Source organism: Exiguobacterium sp. SH1S1 (genome assembly GCF_004337245.1).
Lineage (GTDB): Bacteria > Bacillota > Bacilli > Exiguobacteriales > Exiguobacteriaceae > Exiguobacterium > Exiguobacterium aurantiacum_A.
In genome coordinates this window covers 606,274-620,671 of record NZ_SJUZ01000001.1, presented here as the reverse complement: position 1 = coordinate 620,671, position 14,398 = coordinate 606,274, and the positions used below count along the sequence as shown (strand labels likewise).

General features: G+C 55.3%; 20 protein-coding genes. 18 read left to right on the top strand and 2 right to left on the bottom strand.

Annotated features, from left to right (window positions below):
* Nucleotides 1-141: 141 nt before the first annotated feature.
* From EVJ23_RS03175 to EVJ23_RS03125, 11 genes are all read left to right on the top strand, one after another.
* The gene (locus tag EVJ23_RS03175) at nucleotides 142-1,296 is read left to right on the top strand and encodes a DEAD/DEAH box helicase family protein (protein ID WP_131464088.1); all 1,155 of its coding nucleotides are present in this window, start codon (nucleotides 142-144) and stop codon (nucleotides 1,294-1,296) included.
* On the top strand, nucleotides 1,293-1,961 hold the full coding sequence (locus EVJ23_RS03170; protein WP_131464086.1) for a ComFC family protein: 669 nt from the start codon (nucleotides 1,293-1,295) through the stop codon (nucleotides 1,959-1,961). Before EVJ23_RS03175 ends, EVJ23_RS03170 begins: the two co-directional genes overlap by 4 nt.
* 58 nt (nucleotides 1,962-2,019) lie before the next feature.
* Nucleotides 2,020-2,364 carry a flagellar protein gene (locus EVJ23_RS03165; protein ID WP_131464084.1) on the top strand — a complete coding sequence of 115 codons (345 nt, stop codon included), beginning with the start codon at nucleotides 2,020-2,022 and terminating at the stop codon, nucleotides 2,362-2,364.
* A 25-nt stretch (nucleotides 2,365-2,389) separates the two neighbouring features.
* Complete coding sequence (locus tag EVJ23_RS03160) at nucleotides 2,390-2,641, top strand: flagellar biosynthesis anti-sigma factor FlgM (protein ID WP_131456628.1); 252 nt, start codon at nucleotides 2,390-2,392, stop codon at nucleotides 2,639-2,641.
* A 110-nt stretch (nucleotides 2,642-2,751) separates the two neighbouring features.
* The gene (locus EVJ23_RS03155; protein ID WP_131464082.1) at nucleotides 2,752-3,108 is read left to right on the top strand and encodes a flagellar export chaperone FlgN; all 357 of its coding nucleotides are present in this window, start codon (nucleotides 2,752-2,754) and stop codon (nucleotides 3,106-3,108) included.
* Between the two features lie 12 nt (nucleotides 3,109-3,120).
* Nucleotides 3,121-4,635 (top strand): flagellar hook-associated protein FlgK, encoded by a 1,515-nt coding sequence (flgK, locus tag EVJ23_RS03150; protein WP_201739214.1) that lies wholly within the window; start codon nucleotides 3,121-3,123, stop codon nucleotides 4,633-4,635.
* A 6-nt stretch (nucleotides 4,636-4,641) separates the two neighbouring features.
* Entirely contained in the window at nucleotides 4,642-5,580 is a 939-nt protein-coding gene (gene flgL / locus EVJ23_RS03145; RefSeq protein ID WP_131464080.1) for a flagellar hook-associated protein FlgL, read from the top strand.
* 6 nt (nucleotides 5,581-5,586) lie between these two features.
* Nucleotides 5,587-6,162, top strand: a complete 576-nt coding sequence (locus EVJ23_RS03140; RefSeq protein WP_070328646.1) for a DUF6470 family protein — start codon at nucleotides 5,587-5,589, stop codon at nucleotides 6,160-6,162.
* Nucleotides 6,163-6,177: 15 nt separating this feature from the next.
* A complete protein-coding gene (fliW, locus tag EVJ23_RS03135) occupies nucleotides 6,178-6,615 on the top strand; it encodes a flagellar assembly protein FliW (RefSeq protein ID WP_131438743.1) in 438 nt (145 codons plus the stop codon).
* Nucleotides 6,615-6,842 carry a carbon storage regulator CsrA gene (gene csrA / locus EVJ23_RS03130; protein ID WP_016509303.1) on the top strand — a complete coding sequence of 76 codons (228 nt, stop codon included), beginning with the start codon at nucleotides 6,615-6,617 and terminating at the stop codon, nucleotides 6,840-6,842. Before fliW ends, csrA begins: the two co-directional genes overlap by 1 nt.
* Nucleotides 6,843-6,941: 99 nt before the next feature.
* Nucleotides 6,942-8,000, top strand: coding sequence for a GGDEF domain-containing protein (locus tag EVJ23_RS03125; RefSeq protein ID WP_236633693.1), 1,059 nt, complete (start codon nucleotides 6,942-6,944; stop codon nucleotides 7,998-8,000).
* A gap of 30 nt (nucleotides 8,001-8,030) precedes the next feature.
* Here the strand turns inward: EVJ23_RS03125 and EVJ23_RS03120 are convergent, their stop codons facing one another.
* The gene (locus EVJ23_RS03120) at nucleotides 8,031-8,945 is read right to left on the bottom strand and encodes a YitT family protein (RefSeq protein ID WP_236633345.1); all 915 of its coding nucleotides are present in this window, start codon (nucleotides 8,943-8,945) and stop codon (nucleotides 8,031-8,033) included.
* 120 nt (nucleotides 8,946-9,065) lie between these two features.
* On the opposite strand from EVJ23_RS03120, the gene EVJ23_RS03115 reads away from it, so the two are divergent.
* Entirely contained in the window at nucleotides 9,066-9,362 is a 297-nt protein-coding gene (locus EVJ23_RS03115) for a putative quinol monooxygenase (RefSeq protein ID WP_016509292.1), read from the top strand.
* A 33-nt stretch (nucleotides 9,363-9,395) separates the two neighbouring features.
* Here EVJ23_RS03115 and EVJ23_RS03110 read toward each other — a convergent pair whose 3' ends face one another.
* Nucleotides 9,396-9,890 (bottom strand): hypothetical protein, encoded by a 495-nt coding sequence (locus EVJ23_RS03110; RefSeq protein WP_016509305.1) that lies wholly within the window; start codon nucleotides 9,888-9,890, stop codon nucleotides 9,396-9,398.
* A gap of 158 nt (nucleotides 9,891-10,048) precedes the next feature.
* Between EVJ23_RS03110 and EVJ23_RS03105 the strand changes: the two genes are divergently transcribed.
* From EVJ23_RS03105 to EVJ23_RS03080, 6 genes are all read left to right on the top strand, one after another.
* Nucleotides 10,049-10,537 (top strand): hypothetical protein, encoded by a 489-nt coding sequence (locus EVJ23_RS03105; protein ID WP_236633346.1) that lies wholly within the window; start codon nucleotides 10,049-10,051, stop codon nucleotides 10,535-10,537.
* 97 nt (nucleotides 10,538-10,634) lie between these two features.
* Nucleotides 10,635-11,060, top strand: coding sequence for a MarR family winged helix-turn-helix transcriptional regulator (locus EVJ23_RS03100; RefSeq protein WP_131464075.1), 426 nt, complete (start codon nucleotides 10,635-10,637; stop codon nucleotides 11,058-11,060).
* Nucleotides 11,050-11,760, top strand: coding sequence for a GAP family protein (locus EVJ23_RS03095; RefSeq protein WP_131464073.1), 711 nt, complete (start codon nucleotides 11,050-11,052; stop codon nucleotides 11,758-11,760). Before EVJ23_RS03100 ends, EVJ23_RS03095 begins: the two co-directional genes overlap by 11 nt.
* A 35-nt stretch (nucleotides 11,761-11,795) precedes the next feature.
* Nucleotides 11,796-12,623 (top strand): GNAT family N-acetyltransferase, encoded by an 828-nt coding sequence (locus EVJ23_RS03090; RefSeq protein ID WP_131464071.1) that lies wholly within the window; start codon nucleotides 11,796-11,798, stop codon nucleotides 12,621-12,623.
* Between the two features lie 10 nt (nucleotides 12,624-12,633).
* Nucleotides 12,634-12,957, top strand: coding sequence for a hypothetical protein (locus EVJ23_RS03085; protein ID WP_236633692.1), 324 nt, complete (start codon nucleotides 12,634-12,636; stop codon nucleotides 12,955-12,957).
* Nucleotides 12,958-13,079: 122 nt separating this feature from the next.
* Complete coding sequence (locus EVJ23_RS03080) at nucleotides 13,080-14,369, top strand: methyl-accepting chemotaxis protein (RefSeq protein ID WP_131464069.1); 1,290 nt, start codon at nucleotides 13,080-13,082, stop codon at nucleotides 14,367-14,369.
* The last annotated feature ends 29 nt before the right edge of the window (nucleotides 14,370-14,398 follow it).

Sequence of the window (14,398 nt, the reverse complement as noted above, 5' to 3'; positions counted from 1 at the left end):
AGTTGACTACTTCCATTACTTTACTCGATTCCATCCGGGAAGGCATCATCCTTTAGAATGAAACGGGTCGACTTGCCTGAAATAGCGGGTGTGGCACGGAAGCAAGCGACCTGATAACGTCAGACAAAAAGGACTGATCGTATGGGACAACTCGTCTTGCAACAAGGCGGGAAGCGGGCCATTCGCTTCGGCGTCTGTCAGCGCTGTCTGAGCACCGATATCCGCGCGTTCACCTGTCATCACGGCGCATGTCAGTATTGCCGCAATTGCTTGCACCTCGGGCGGGTATGCCGCTGTGACTTTTTAGCAGAGATCGACGTCACGACGCCGGTCGAACCGACTGAACTCGTTATGCCGTTCGAGCTGGCAGACGCGCAACAACGTGTCAGCGAGCAATTACTCACGTGGTGGGAGAAACGACAGACCGGTCTCGTCCACGCCGTCTGCGGTGCCGGCAAGACCGAGATGGCGTTCCCGGTCATTGCCCGCATCGTCAACGAAGGGAAGCGCGTTCTCGTCGTCTCGCCACGGCGTGACGTCGCCATCGAGTGGGCCGACCGGCTCGAGGCAAGCTTCACCGTCCCGATCACAAGGCGCTACGGGGGCGGGGACAAGGAATCGATTGGGATGATCACCGTTGCGACGGCCCCGCTTCTTGTGAATTTGCGCGACGTGTTTGATTATGTCCTCGTCGACGAGTCGGACGCGTTCCCGTTCGCTTTCGACTTATCGCTCTGGTGGACGCTCTATCGTGCCGGGAAAGGTGTCTTCTTGTTCGTCACGGCGACACCGACGCTTTGGCAACGTCAGTTTCCAACCACCCACTTGTCGCGCCGCTACCACGGCCACGATTTGCCGATGCCGCGGCTCGTCAAACAGACCGATGATGCCATTCTCGACTTTTGCCGGAGCCATGTGGCGCCGCGCCTATTGTTCGTCCCGACGAAACCGGACCTTGTCCGTTATGGAAAGCTACTTGAGGCGGCCGGGCTCGACTACCGGGCCGTCTCGGCCGACACCGATGCGCGGACGGATACACTCGTCTGGCTAGAAGAAACGAACGGCATCGTGCTCGCGACGTCGATTTGGGAGCGCGGCATGACCGTCCGCGGCGTCCAGGTCGCCATTCTCGATAGTGACCATCGTCTGTTCTCGACGCGCGCCCTCATCCAGATGGCGGGCCGGGCCGGACGTAAGCCTGACGCGCCGACCGGGGACGTCGTCTTGTTCTATACCGAGCGGACGTTCCGGCAAGACCAGACCATCCGCGCGATCGAGGAGGCGAACCGGCGATGAACTGCCTCGTCTGCCGCCAACCGATGACGGTGCCGTGGAGTCCGTCGACACTTTTAAAACGTGACTGGGTCTGTCCGGACTGTGAAGCGATGTTGACCCCGCTCGAGCCGGGCTGTCCCCGCTGCGGTCATCCGAGCCCAGACGGGAAGACGTGCCCGGACTGCGTCCGCTGGCTCGCGCTCGGTCTCGATTTGACGGTCCGTTGCCTCTACGCCTACGACGAGGCCGGTGCGACGTGGCTCCATCGCTTCAAGTTCGGCGGGGATGTCGCGCTCGTCGATCATGTTCGGGACACGTTACGAAACGCGCGTGAACCGGGCGTGATTTACGTGCCCATCCCGCTCGGGGAGGAGCGGCTTTTGACGCGTCGCTTCAACCAGGCGGACGTGCTCGCCCGATCAATCGGACCGACGCAGCAACTCCTTCAAAAAGAAGAGGTTTCAAGTCAGCGTGAATTTGGGAAAGGAGAAAGGCGGCACCGTCCAAACCCGTTTGCTGTACAAGCTGCGACTACATATGGGAAAATCGTGCTCGTCGACGACGTCTATACGACCGGTACGACGCTCCACCAAGCAGCGTACACACTGAAGAAAGCCGGCTATGCAGAAGTTTCTGCGGTTTGCCTGTTCCGGGCGCTAAACAAATCAAAAATGCGTCCGATATAAAGGGCAGAGGTGAATGACATTGGAAGCAGCAACTTGTCAGATGTGTGGGCGTTTGTTTATGAAACAAAGCCGCTCACCGTACTGTCCGTCATGTAGTGAAGTCGATTTCCAAAACTTCTTGAAAGTTCGGGACTTCATTCGGGAACCAGCCAACAAACAGACAACGATCGGGGCCTTAGTCGAAGCGACAGGTGTCTCCGAACTTGATATCACGCGATATATCCATGAAGGACGCTTGATCATCAAGGACAACCCAGCAATGAGCATCGCTTGTGTGCGCTGCGGCAAGGCGACGAACGAAGGAAAAGTTTGTTCGGCTTGCCAGGCAGATATGCAGCAAGAACTACAAAGTTTACAAGCAAGTGTAAACAAGACGAGCGCTCGCGCTTATCGTTTGGACTAACACAACATGAAGAGGGGGGACACGCATGCGCATCGATTCTGCAAAGTGGGTACATTTACCGAACACTTACGAGAAGAAAACGCAAGCCGAGACGAAGCCCGAGCTAACACGCCAAACGGACCGAATATCGATATCGGCGGAAGCCCGCGCCCGGTTTGAAGAACCGGTGAAAAATCCGGACCGTCTTGAGAAGATCAGCGCCTTGAAGGCGGAGATCAACGCAGGGACGTATACACGGGACGCGCGCGACATCGCCAAACGCTTTCTACAAGGATGAATGGAAGCGAGGTCCGCTTGAGGCCTTCGCACTTATAACACGGCACGGAAGCTGACTAGACAAGGGAACCCCTTTTTAGTCGGCTCTTTTTTTGGAAAAAGGAGACCATTATGCTCACATTACATACACGTTTACTCGAACTCGCTTACGCAAAAGAACAACTACTCATCAAAGGCGATATGCCCGCTTTCAGCGCGCTCGTCAAAGAAGAAGCGACGATTGTCCGACAAATCGGACAAAAAGAGACGGAACGACTTCAAGGTTTGTTCGTTTTGGACGATGAAGAGAAGGAAGCGCTACGACCGGTGCTGTTCGAACTGAAGCGACAGAATGAACTGAACGCGACGTTGCTCGAACAGTCGCTCCGGTATATCAATTGGCATTTGGATATGCTCATGCCAGAAGCAGACGATTTCACATACGGGCAACAGGCGTTCGAGACACGCTCGTTCAGCCGTGACGTATAAGGAGGAACATTCATGGGTTCAACATTTATGGGATTAGAGACGGCGCGCCGCAGTTTGACGACGCACCAGTGGGCGCTGCAGGCGACGGGCAACAACATCGCCAACGCCTCGAACCCGGGCTACTCGCGTCAACGACTGACGCTCGGGATGACCGAACAACTCAGTGTCAACTTCGGCGGCACGAAAGCCGGCCAATTTGGGACAGGTGTCCGTGGGGAGACGCTCGCCCGCATCCGTGACTTGATGGTCGACCAACAATACCGTGACGAGACGGTCAAAAACTCGTTTTATGCGACGAAAGAAGCGGCGTTCGGCCGGATGGAGGACATCATCAACGAACCTTCTGAGAACGGGCTCGCCAAATCGCTCGACTTGTTCTGGGGCGCACTCCAAGACTTGGCGGTCAACCCGGACGATACCGGCGCCCGCAGCGTCGTGCGTCAACGGGCGATGACACTCGCTGATACGTTCAACTATATGTCATCCTCGCTCACGAAAGTCCAAGATGATTTGAAGTCAGAAGCCGATGTCGTCATCAAGAAAGTGAACGATTTGTTGACGAAGATTAGCGATGTCAACCGTCAAATCGGGGACTCGGAGCCCCTTGGCGTTCTACCGAACGAACTATATGACGAGCGCGATCGCTACATGGACGAGCTCGCGCAATACGTCGAGTTCGAACGCAAACCGGTCGATTACTTGAACGGGGAGACGCGTGGTAACTCGCAGCGGATGGCCGAGGGGCGAATCGAGATTGTTGTCAAAATCGGGGGTGTCGATCAGACTCTCGTCAGCGGGATCACAGGTGACGTCGGTTCATTCGGTCAGTCAAGTTATAAAGAAGCAGGGGCGCTTGCGACTGACCCGATGATCTCGATGCCGTACGACGATATGCCGAATGGAAAGTTGAAGGCGCTCGTTGAAATGTATGGTTCTTCGACAGGACCTGAGGCGAAAAACGGAAAGTTTACGATCATTTTGAGTGATTTGGACACAATGGCCAGAGAATTCTCGACAGCGTTCAATACAATGCACAACACATTCTTCGACGGCAATCCTGACGAGGCGCTCCGTACAAATGGAATCGACTTCTTTGTCGTCGGTGGTGCCTCGACGATCACGGTCAACCCGGATATCATGAAAAACCTTGATTTGATTGCGGTCTCAAAAGACAAAAACATCGGGGACGGCAGTGGGGCGTTAGACCTCGCTGACCTGAAAAACACGGCGCTCACGTTTACAGGCGGATCGACCACGGCGACGACGTCCGTCGGGAAGTTTTATCAGAACGTGATCGGCAACATGGCGGTCGAAGCCAGTCAGAGCGGAAGTCTCGCCAAGAGTACGTTCGCGCTCATGGCTAGCTCGGACCAGCGCCGTCAATCGGTCAGTGCGGTGTCGCTCGACGAAGAGATGACGATGATGATTCAGTACCAGCACGCCTATAACGCTGCGGCACGGAACATCACGGCGGTCGACGAGATGCTCGACAAAATCATTAACGGCATGGGTGTCGTAGGGAGGTAATGAGTAATGCGTGTCACACAAACGATGCTCACACAGACGAACTTGAAACATTTATCGAGCAGCTATAACACGCTCGCCCGCGTCCAAGAACAACTGATCAGCGGGAAACGGATCCAAAAAGCGTCCGAGGACCCGGTCGTCGCGATGCAAGGCATCCGTTACCGGACCGAAGTGCGCGAAGTCGACCAGTTCCGTCGTAACGTCAGCGAAGCGACGAGCTGGATGGACTTGACCGACTCGACGTTGAACGAAGTGACGGAAGCCGTCAAACGGATCCGTGAACTGACGACGCAAGCGGCGAACGACACGTACGAGTCGTCGCAACGCGAGATCATCAAGAGTGAGATCGACCAACTCGTCGAACATATCGGTTCGCTCGCGAACTCGAAAGCGGGCGAGAAGTATATTTATAACGGGACGAAGACAGACAAGCCGCTTATTAATATCGCCAATCTAAAAGCATATTTGGCGAGTACGGACCCGGCTGCTCCTGTGGCCGATATTTATGAGAGCGGGGCTGTTCCGGCTGGTAGCGGTGAAATCAAATTTGAAGTGTCAAAAGGAATCACGGTTCAAGTGAATATGCAGCCGGAGACCGTCTTCGGTGAAGAGTTGTTCAAAGGATTGCGTGACTTGAGTTTGGCGCTTCAAGACTCGACGAAGAGCGGACAAGACTTCTCGACAATGCTCGGGACGCTCGACACGCTCGGGCAAAGCTTGATCACGGAGCGGGCTGAACTCGGGGCTCGCGCCAACCGGCTCGAACTCGTCGATAATCGTCTGCAAGACCACGAAATCATCGCCAAGACGATCATGTCGAACAATGAAGATATCGATATCGAGAAAGTCATCATGGAGCTCAAGTCACATGAGACGGTACACCGGGCCGCACTCTCAGCCGGGGCCCGCATCATCCAGCCGACGCTCCTCGACTTCCTCCGGTAAGCGCGGATGAACCTGGCGAGACTTGAGATGCGGCAGACACAGGCCGCGATCCAGATGACGTCGAACCGCCCCGTGCTCGAGATGAGACAAGGGCGGGCCGATGTGTCGATGACGCAAGGCAAGGTCGAGATGACGCAACAGACGAGACAAGGCACGCTCGAAGTCGACTCTTCGGTCGCACGCAGTGAGAGCAATTTGAAAAGCGCGCTCGAACTCGGCCGCTACTTCGGCCAGCTCGGCGAACAAGGCGTGCGCGAGGCGACGAGCCAGACGGCCCGGGAAGGCGATCAACTCATGCGGATCGAGAACGGTAACCCGATTCCGAGCATCGCTGCGAGCAAAGTGAACGACCCGTACCCGATCGTCGACATGGGCTATATGCCGAAGTCGATCGACCGCGTCAAGTTGACGTATACGCCGGCGGATGTCAAAATCGAATGGAACCTGACGCCGGCACAAATAGATGTATCGCTTACCCCGGCCGAGATTTCGTTCACACCATGGACGACGGACATCTCGCTTCGCCAAGAGGCGTCGCTCGAGATGTGGCCAATCGGTGGCATGTATGATGAGACGCGTTGAAAGTGAGGACAAACCATGTTCATTGAGACAGATTATTTTGGCAAGATTGAAGTGAATGATGAAGAGACGATTTCGTTCGTCAGCGAGGTGCCCGGTTTTCCGGACTCGAAGACGTTCGTCCTCATCCCGTACGGGGACGACCTCCCGTTCTGGTCGTTGCAGTCGATCGAAGATTCGGCTTGTGCGTTCGTCGTGACGAACCCGTTCTGGCATAAGGCGGATTATGCGTTCGAACTGACGGACGGTGCCAAGGAGCAGCTCGCGATCGGTGAGGCCGAGCACGTCTCGGTATACGCCATCGTCACGCTTCGCGAACCGTTCGACGCCTCGACGCTCAACTTGAAGGCACCGATCGTCATCGAGACGAAAGAGCGCCGTGGCAAGCAAGTCATCTTAGACGATGCCTACTCGGCCCGCTACCCGCTCGGCGGCCAGAAAGCAGAGGTGCGCTGATGCTCGTATTGAAACGAAAACAAGGTGAGGCGATCCATATCGGCGACGATGTGACGCTCACCGTGCTCGCCATCGAAGGCGACCAAGTCAAGCTCGGCATCGACGCCCCGCGTCACATCGACATCCATCGCCACGAGGTGTATGTCCAGATGCAAACCGAGAATGAATCGGCCCGCGATAGTGCCAATTTGATGAAACAAATGCTTAAAAACAAGTCGGAAGCATGAGCTTTCGACTTTTTAGCTGGCTGAATTTTTAGATAGGCTGACACGTGTCGCACGGGTACGATAGGATAGACAGGAAGAATTGGGAAAGGATTGGGTCGATTGGGTCAGGTTGTAAACATTTTTTTCATCAATATCAGCATCATCTATTTGCTCATTTCGTTGACGTTCTATGTGATGCGTGACGTTTTGCCGATTCAAGTGTCGTCACCGCTCGCCATCCGCATCGGGTTCGGGCTGTCGAACGGACTGATCGCTGTGTTGCTGACGATCAACTCAATCATAGTCGACGGGGCCAAAATCGACCTGCGGATCATCCCGTTCGCACTCGCGGCGGCATTCGCCGGTCCGGTCGGGGTGACCGTCGCCATCCTCACATCTGTCGCGGCCAGGTTGATGACAGAGGGATTCAGTGCGGTCATCATGAACGCCTTCGTCATGATCGGCATTTTTTGGGTGATTGCCGTCGGGCTCGGTCGTCAATCTGTGCGCCGAGGTCATTCGTTCGCGGTGTACATCGCGATCGGCATGGCGCTCGTCCTCGTCCGCGTCGTCGGCAACGTCTCGCTCGATACGTTTATTGACGTGTTCATCCCGTATTTCCTGATGACATCGCTCGGGGCTTGGATGTGCTACTGGGGTGCCAAGAAGTTGGAGACCCATCTTTGGATGTTCCGTCTGCATACCCATCGGGCGACGGTCGACGAGTTGACGGGACTCCCGAACCGCTACATGACGCTCGAACGGTTGAGCGAGGTGGAACTGTCTGGTCGGCCATGGGCACTCTTCGTCATCGATGTCGACCATTTCAAGCAATTGAACGATACATATGGCCATCGTGCCGGCGACGAGGCGTTGCGTCAAATCGGTGAGACGTTACGCCTGAACTGCCCGGACGGGGGATTTGTCGGTCGGTACGGCGGCGAAGAATTTTTGATGGTCGTCGAAGGTGCAGGGGAGGCCGTCGTGGCGCTTGCCGACGCGGTCGTCGATGTCGTCCGTGAGACACCGTTCACGTTCGAGGGGGAAGCAATCCCGATGACGATCTCGATCGGGGCGTCGGTCGCCGACGCCGAACCGAGCATGCTTGTGTTCGAGCGGGCCGATGCGGCGCTCTATGCGGCGAAGATGAGCGGACGCGATCAGGCACGGTTAGGATAACGCGAAAGGTCGGCCCCGGGGCCGACCTTTTTAGTGGATATTTTTCTTTTTGAACTGTCCGCCCCGGACGTCGTGGATGTTACCGATGGCAAGGAACGCCTTCTCGTCATAGTCGTCGAGGATGTCTTTCAATTTCGTCTCCTCTAGACGGCTGATGACAGTGAAGACGACTTTTTTGCCGTCACCCGTATACGCCCCTTCGCCGTGAAGGTACGTCACACCGCGGCCGAGTCGGTCCATGATGGCTTGACCGACGTCGTCCGGCGACGTCGTGATGATCCACGCCGCTTTCGATTGGTCGATCCCTTCTAACACGATATCGATCGTCTTGAAGGCGACGAAATAGGTGATAAGCGAGTACATGGCCCGGTCCCAGCTGAAGACAAAGCCGGCCGTGCCGAGGATGAAGATGTTGAAGAACATGACGATCTCGCCGACCGAGAACGGGAGCCGGTCCGTGAACGACACGGCCAAAATCTCGGTCCCGTCGAGCGAACCGCCGGCCCGGATGACGAGCCCGATCCCGGCGCCGAGCAAGAAGCCGCCGAACACGGTTGAGAGGAGCAGATCGTCCGTGAACGGTTCGATTGAGTGCAATAGGATCGTGAAGCCCGACATGAGTAAGATCGCGACGAGCGTGACGACGGCGAACGTCTTCCCGATCTGGCGGTAGCCGAAGTAAATGAACGGCAAATTGAATAAGACGAGCCAGATGGCGATTTTTGTTTCCGTCAGATAAGAGACAATGATCGAGACGCCGACGATGCCGCCGTCGATGATCTGGTTCGGGACGAGGAACGCCTCGAGTCCGATGGCGAAAATGAAGGCGCCGATCAAGAGGAGCAGCGCTTTCGCGAAGAGCTCGGTCGGTTTGATCGGGTTATGTTCCCGCTTTAAGCGGAGCACTTCCTCCGGGGTCGGGGAAGGCATCGGTGGACGCTGCATCGCGTATCGCCCCTTTCCTTTTTGTTTTAGTATAGCAAACCTCACAACGGATTTTACGGTCGAGGCAGGAAATCTGACACAAATTATGGAACAAGTCGAGAATCAGGAAGGAGAGATCTCATGCGTCCATATGGATTGTTCGGCAAGTTGACCGCCGTCCCGGGTGAGCGCGACACGTTGCTCGCGATCTTGCTCGAGGCGGCCGAGGCGATGAAACAAGAGTCGACGTGCGCTATGTACCGGGTGAACGTCTCACTCGATGACGATTCGATTCTCGTCTACGAGGTGTGGGAAAGTGTAGACGCCCATCAACAGTCGCTCTCGCTTGAGACGACGAAGACGCTGATCGAGCGGGCGCGACCGGTCTTGGCTAAAGTCGAGCGCTTGGCCGTGTTCGAGCCTAGAGGCGGGCATTGAAAAACATCCACGTCCGCGGACGTGGATGTTTTATCAAGATTTTGTCAAACTGCCTTTGACCTGCTCATAAAACTCGTCCATCATGCCGGTACGACTGCCGAGCTGACAAATGAGTTCGAGCGTTTCTTTATAGAACTTTTTGACGAGTCCTTTGTTTTTGACTTCCATCGACGCGAGCGTCTTGTCGAGGTTTTGGAGGATCTCCTCGATCTGGTTATCCGAGTCCGGTTTGACGACCGTCATGTTATCCGGGATCTTGACGACTTTTTCTTGTTCCTGGTGACGGAACGAAGCGCCGAAGCCAAGGTTCTCGATGAACAAGTGCGGCATCGCCTTCTGACCGAAGAATTGTTGGTGCCACTCGCTCGCTTTCATCGTGTCCATGTCTTGCTTGAACGTGGACGCCGTCGAGACGTATTTTTTAAACAGATCCGTCATGAATTTTTCGATGACCGGGATTTGCAGGGCGAAGACGTTTTTTAAGAGCGCGTCGAGCTGTGCGCGCGACAATTGGGATTCGTTTGACATGTCAGTTCCTCTTTTCTATAATACGATATCTTCATCGTATGGGATTGGCGGACGGGCGTCAACGCATCCTAAAAAGTTTTTTCAGAATATTTAATGATTTGGTGATGTTTTGTGCGATAATCGTCTCATGGCAGTCATCAAAGAGGAGTGAGTTCAACATGAATAAAACAGTAAAATGGGCCGTCGCGCTTGGCGTGACCGGTGCCCTCGTCGCAACGGTCGGTGTCGTCTCGTCACGCGGACGGACCGATGATACGTCACAGACGATCCGTGACCGCGACCTCGGCTACGAGATCATTCTCCCATCGAAGATCGCCGAGGCGATCGAGCGCGGTGACGTCTATATCGAGAAAGCACAAGACGTCGTCGATGTCGGCGATAAAAATAGCTACGGCACGTTCGACCTCTACTATAACGTCGAGGAGGGGGACGACCAACTGTTGTTCCACCTTGACTTGATCGACCGTGAACTCTCGGAAGAGGCGTTCGCGACCGAAATCGGTTACGGCAACTATCTCGGTGCGAGCGACAAGACGTTCTTCTGGGTCGAACCGACTGAGGCCGTCCCAGGCGCTGAGGCGCATACGGATGAGATCGCGGAGCTGCTCGAGACGCTCCCAGAGCTCGAGTTTAAATTGATCGATTGATCTGGACGCCTGTCATGAGACGGGCGTTTTTTTGTTTGCTGAATAAGATAATCTATTATATAGTTAGGTTAACTAACTATATAAGGGGGCGCAACAGATGTCTGTAATTCAACATTTCAACACACTGTATGACAGCTACTTAAGACGTTTACAGAAGGAAATTGAAGTCCATGAGTATGACGACATCACGGTCGCGAATTATCCATACATCTTGGCGATTTATGAGGAAACATCAATCACCGTCTCATCGCTTGCCGAACGGATGGGCGTCAAGAAAGCGTCCGTGTCTCAAATGCTCGACCGCCTCGTCAAAACGGGATATGTCGAACGGGTACGTCAGGAGACAGATAAACGAAGTATTCAAGTGAGACTGACACCGCGTGGGCGTGAGTTCGTCGACACGGAAACGGGCGTCTATATACGCTTTATCGATCACATCTCACAAGCGCTCTCGCCAGAAGAATGGCAAACGTTCGAGCGGTTGCTCGGACAGTTAGCCGAGGCGGCAGACGATGAATCTTGAATTCGTTCTCGCCGCGCTAGGTCTCGCCTTGCTCGACAGTCTGAACCCGGCGACGATTGCCACGATGATGGTGCTGCTGCCGCTTGTTCGAAAAAAGTGGCATGCGAGTCTATTTATTGTCGGGACGTTTGTCGTATACACGGTTGCGGGAATCGCCATATATACAGGGCTCGATCGCTTGCTGCGAGATGTCTTGTCTTCGTGGCTCGAGCGATTCACGACTCAAGTGGGGATATCGTTACTCGTCATCGGACTGGGCTGTCTCGTGTATGGCGCCGTCACGACGCTGCGTTTATTCAGGCGAATCCGAGCAAACGAGCCGTTGCCAGACGTCGTGGGGACGCTTGTCCGCACCGTGAACCCGTATTCGATTATCGTACTTTCGGTCTCGTCAACGTTTCTTGACTTGCCGACGGCTTTACCGTTGTTCGGCTTCGTCGCAATCCTATCTGGGGCAGGGCTTGAAATCATTGTCAGTCTGATCGCGTTCGTATGCTATGGGGTGGTGTATATCGCACCGATGGCCATGGTCTATGGTCTGTACATCTATTTTCATGGAGATGCGCGCTACGTCCGTTTCGAACGTTCGTTTCGCCACTTGTTGAACGTTTCAAGCGTTTATCTGATTCCGGTGTTCTTGTTTCTTTTAGGCGGTTGGCTCGTCTTCAATGGGATTGCACGGCTCGGGGTGGACATGTAAATCGCTTCCGTGCAAAATGGAAAAGAGGTGATTGGATGAATTGGACAGTAGAAGAAGCAAGACAGGCAGAACATGTAACAGCGCTCGAAGGAGCGGTCAACGTGCATGACGCGATCGACGTGAAGATCGGTCACGTCGCGGTCGGACAGAACGACTACGCCGTCTATGACGGTGAGACGTTGATCGGTTATTTGATGTTGTTCCCGTATCTCCCGAACGAGTATGAGGTGAATGCGCTCGTCCATCCGGACTATCGCCAGCAAGGCGTCTTCACGGCGCTCCTAGATGCAGCGAAACGCGACGCGAAAGAGAACGGTTGCGAGGCGTTCACGTTCGTCATCGACCGCAAGTCGAAGTCGGGTAAGGCGGTCGTCGACCACATTCAAGCGGCGTATCAGTTCTCGGAGTACAACCTCGTCTTGAAGAAAGCCGAGCTGTTCTTGAAACCGAACGAGGTGTCGCTCCGTGAGGCAACCGACGCCGACCGTCCCGTCATCATCGAGACGCTCAGTGAGGCGTTCGGTGACCCGGTCGATGTGACCGAGAACATCTACAGCCAAATCGACACGCCGGACCGGGTGACGTACATCGGTGAAGTTGAAGGCCGTCCCGTCGGTGTCATCCGCGCGCTATTGTCGGGAGACGATGCCGCGAGCATCCACGCGTTCGGTGTGCGGGCGAGCGATCAGGGTCAGGGCTACGGCACGAAGATGTTGAAGCAGATGGTCCAACAACTGTTCCGTATGGGCCGCACGAAGCTCGAACTCGACGTCGAGACCGAGAACAAGGCCGCGCTCGAGATCTACAAGCGGGCCGGATTCGCTGAGAACGGCGGCTATGAGTTTTACTTACTAGAACTGTGAGGTGGAGACGATGGTTCGCAATTTGAAATGGTTAGGTGCCGCGTTTGAGGCATTGCTCGGCATCCCGGTGCTCGGTGGACTGTTCATCATCAGTATGGGGTATTCACCGCTCGGATTCATGCTCGTGTTTCACATCGTCGTGTTGATTCTGTCGGTATCGCGGCTGAACAAAGTCTCGTTCGGCCCGATCGTCGGGATTACGGCGTCGGTGCTCGGCTTCATCCCGTTCGTTGGCATGATGTTGCACTGGGTGGCGGCGATCGCCCTTGCAATCGATGCGCTCACGACGACCCGTGAACGGACACGTGTGATAAAAGAAGACGACCGGTTTTAACGGACGCTCTCGAAGTCGAGGGCGTTTTTTTCATTGACCAAAACTTCAAGTGAAAACGCTATACAAAAGCTTCCAAGTGGACGATATAGTAGGTGATGAATTACACAGAGGAGGAACTCATAGTGAAAGTATTTAAAAACTTTACGACTCAACTGCTCGCCTGGATCTTGGTCACATCCTTCATTACAGGCGGGGCGGTCGGGTTCATCACGCTTCAATTAACTGAGCTCGAACTAGCTAAGGGTCAGGTCATGCTCGTCGGGACGGCCGTGGCCTTGCTCATTTCAGTACTAGGTGGGGGCGTCATTTACTTGATCGCCCGTCGCCCGCTTAAAGCGATCGAGTTAGCGTCAGACAAGGCGGTTGAGGTCGGCAACGGCGACTTGACGGTCGTGTTCGCGAGTGAGACGACGAGCGACCGCTCGGAGATGGGGCGTCTGCTTCTGTCGATGGACAACATGGTCGAACACTTGCGGGAACAAGGGACGAACATGCGCTATACAGCGGACCAATTGACGGGTTCCGCGCAAGAGATTGCGGCAGCGGTCCAAGAAGGCAACACGGCCGGCGAAAGCATCCGCTCGGCGATGAACGCCTTGAACAAGATGCTCGAGGATAACGTCAACGCGACATACAGCTCGATGGACCTGCTCGGTGCCGTCGCCCGGACGATGGAGAACATCCGTAAAGAGATGGGCTCGGCGCTCGAATCGGCGAGCGAGATGCAACAAGAAGCCGAGAGCGGGAAAGGTTTGGCCTCGTCGTCGGTCGACGCGATGCATGCGATCGCTGGGAAAGTCGAACAGTCGTCGACACTCAATAGTCAATTGACGGAGAAGACAGGTGAGATCTCACGCATCACAGACGTCATCAGCGACATCTCGGCGCAGACGAACTTGCTCGCACTTAACGCGTCAATCGAGGCGGCGCGGGCCGGTGAGCACGGACGCGGTTTCGCGGTCGTCGCGGCCGAAGTCAAAAAGCTCGCCGAACAGACGGCGAACTCGACGCAAGAGATCACAGATTTGATCGTCGACGTCAAACGTTTGGTCGGCGACACGTCGTCATCGATGGCGAACGTGAAAGCGGAAGTCGAGACGGGTGTCGGGCTCGTCGAGAAAGCGGGCGGTGCGTTCGCGACGATCCACAGTTCGGCGAACGAAGTGTACAGTCACGTCCATTCGGTCGATGCGCTCTTAGACGAGTCACGTGGACAGATCGATTCGGTCGTCACGAACTCGGCTGGCATCGTTGGCATGGTCGAAGAGGCGTCACGCTACGCGACAGAAGTCACGTCGGCGGCGAGCCAGCAAGCGGCGAGCCTCGGCGAAGTGAACGGCGCGATGACGGAACTCGTCCGTGTCGCGGAGAGTTTGCAGAATGAGACGGAGCAAATGAAGACGGAAGCGTAATTCTTAAAGCGTATGCGAAATGCATGCGC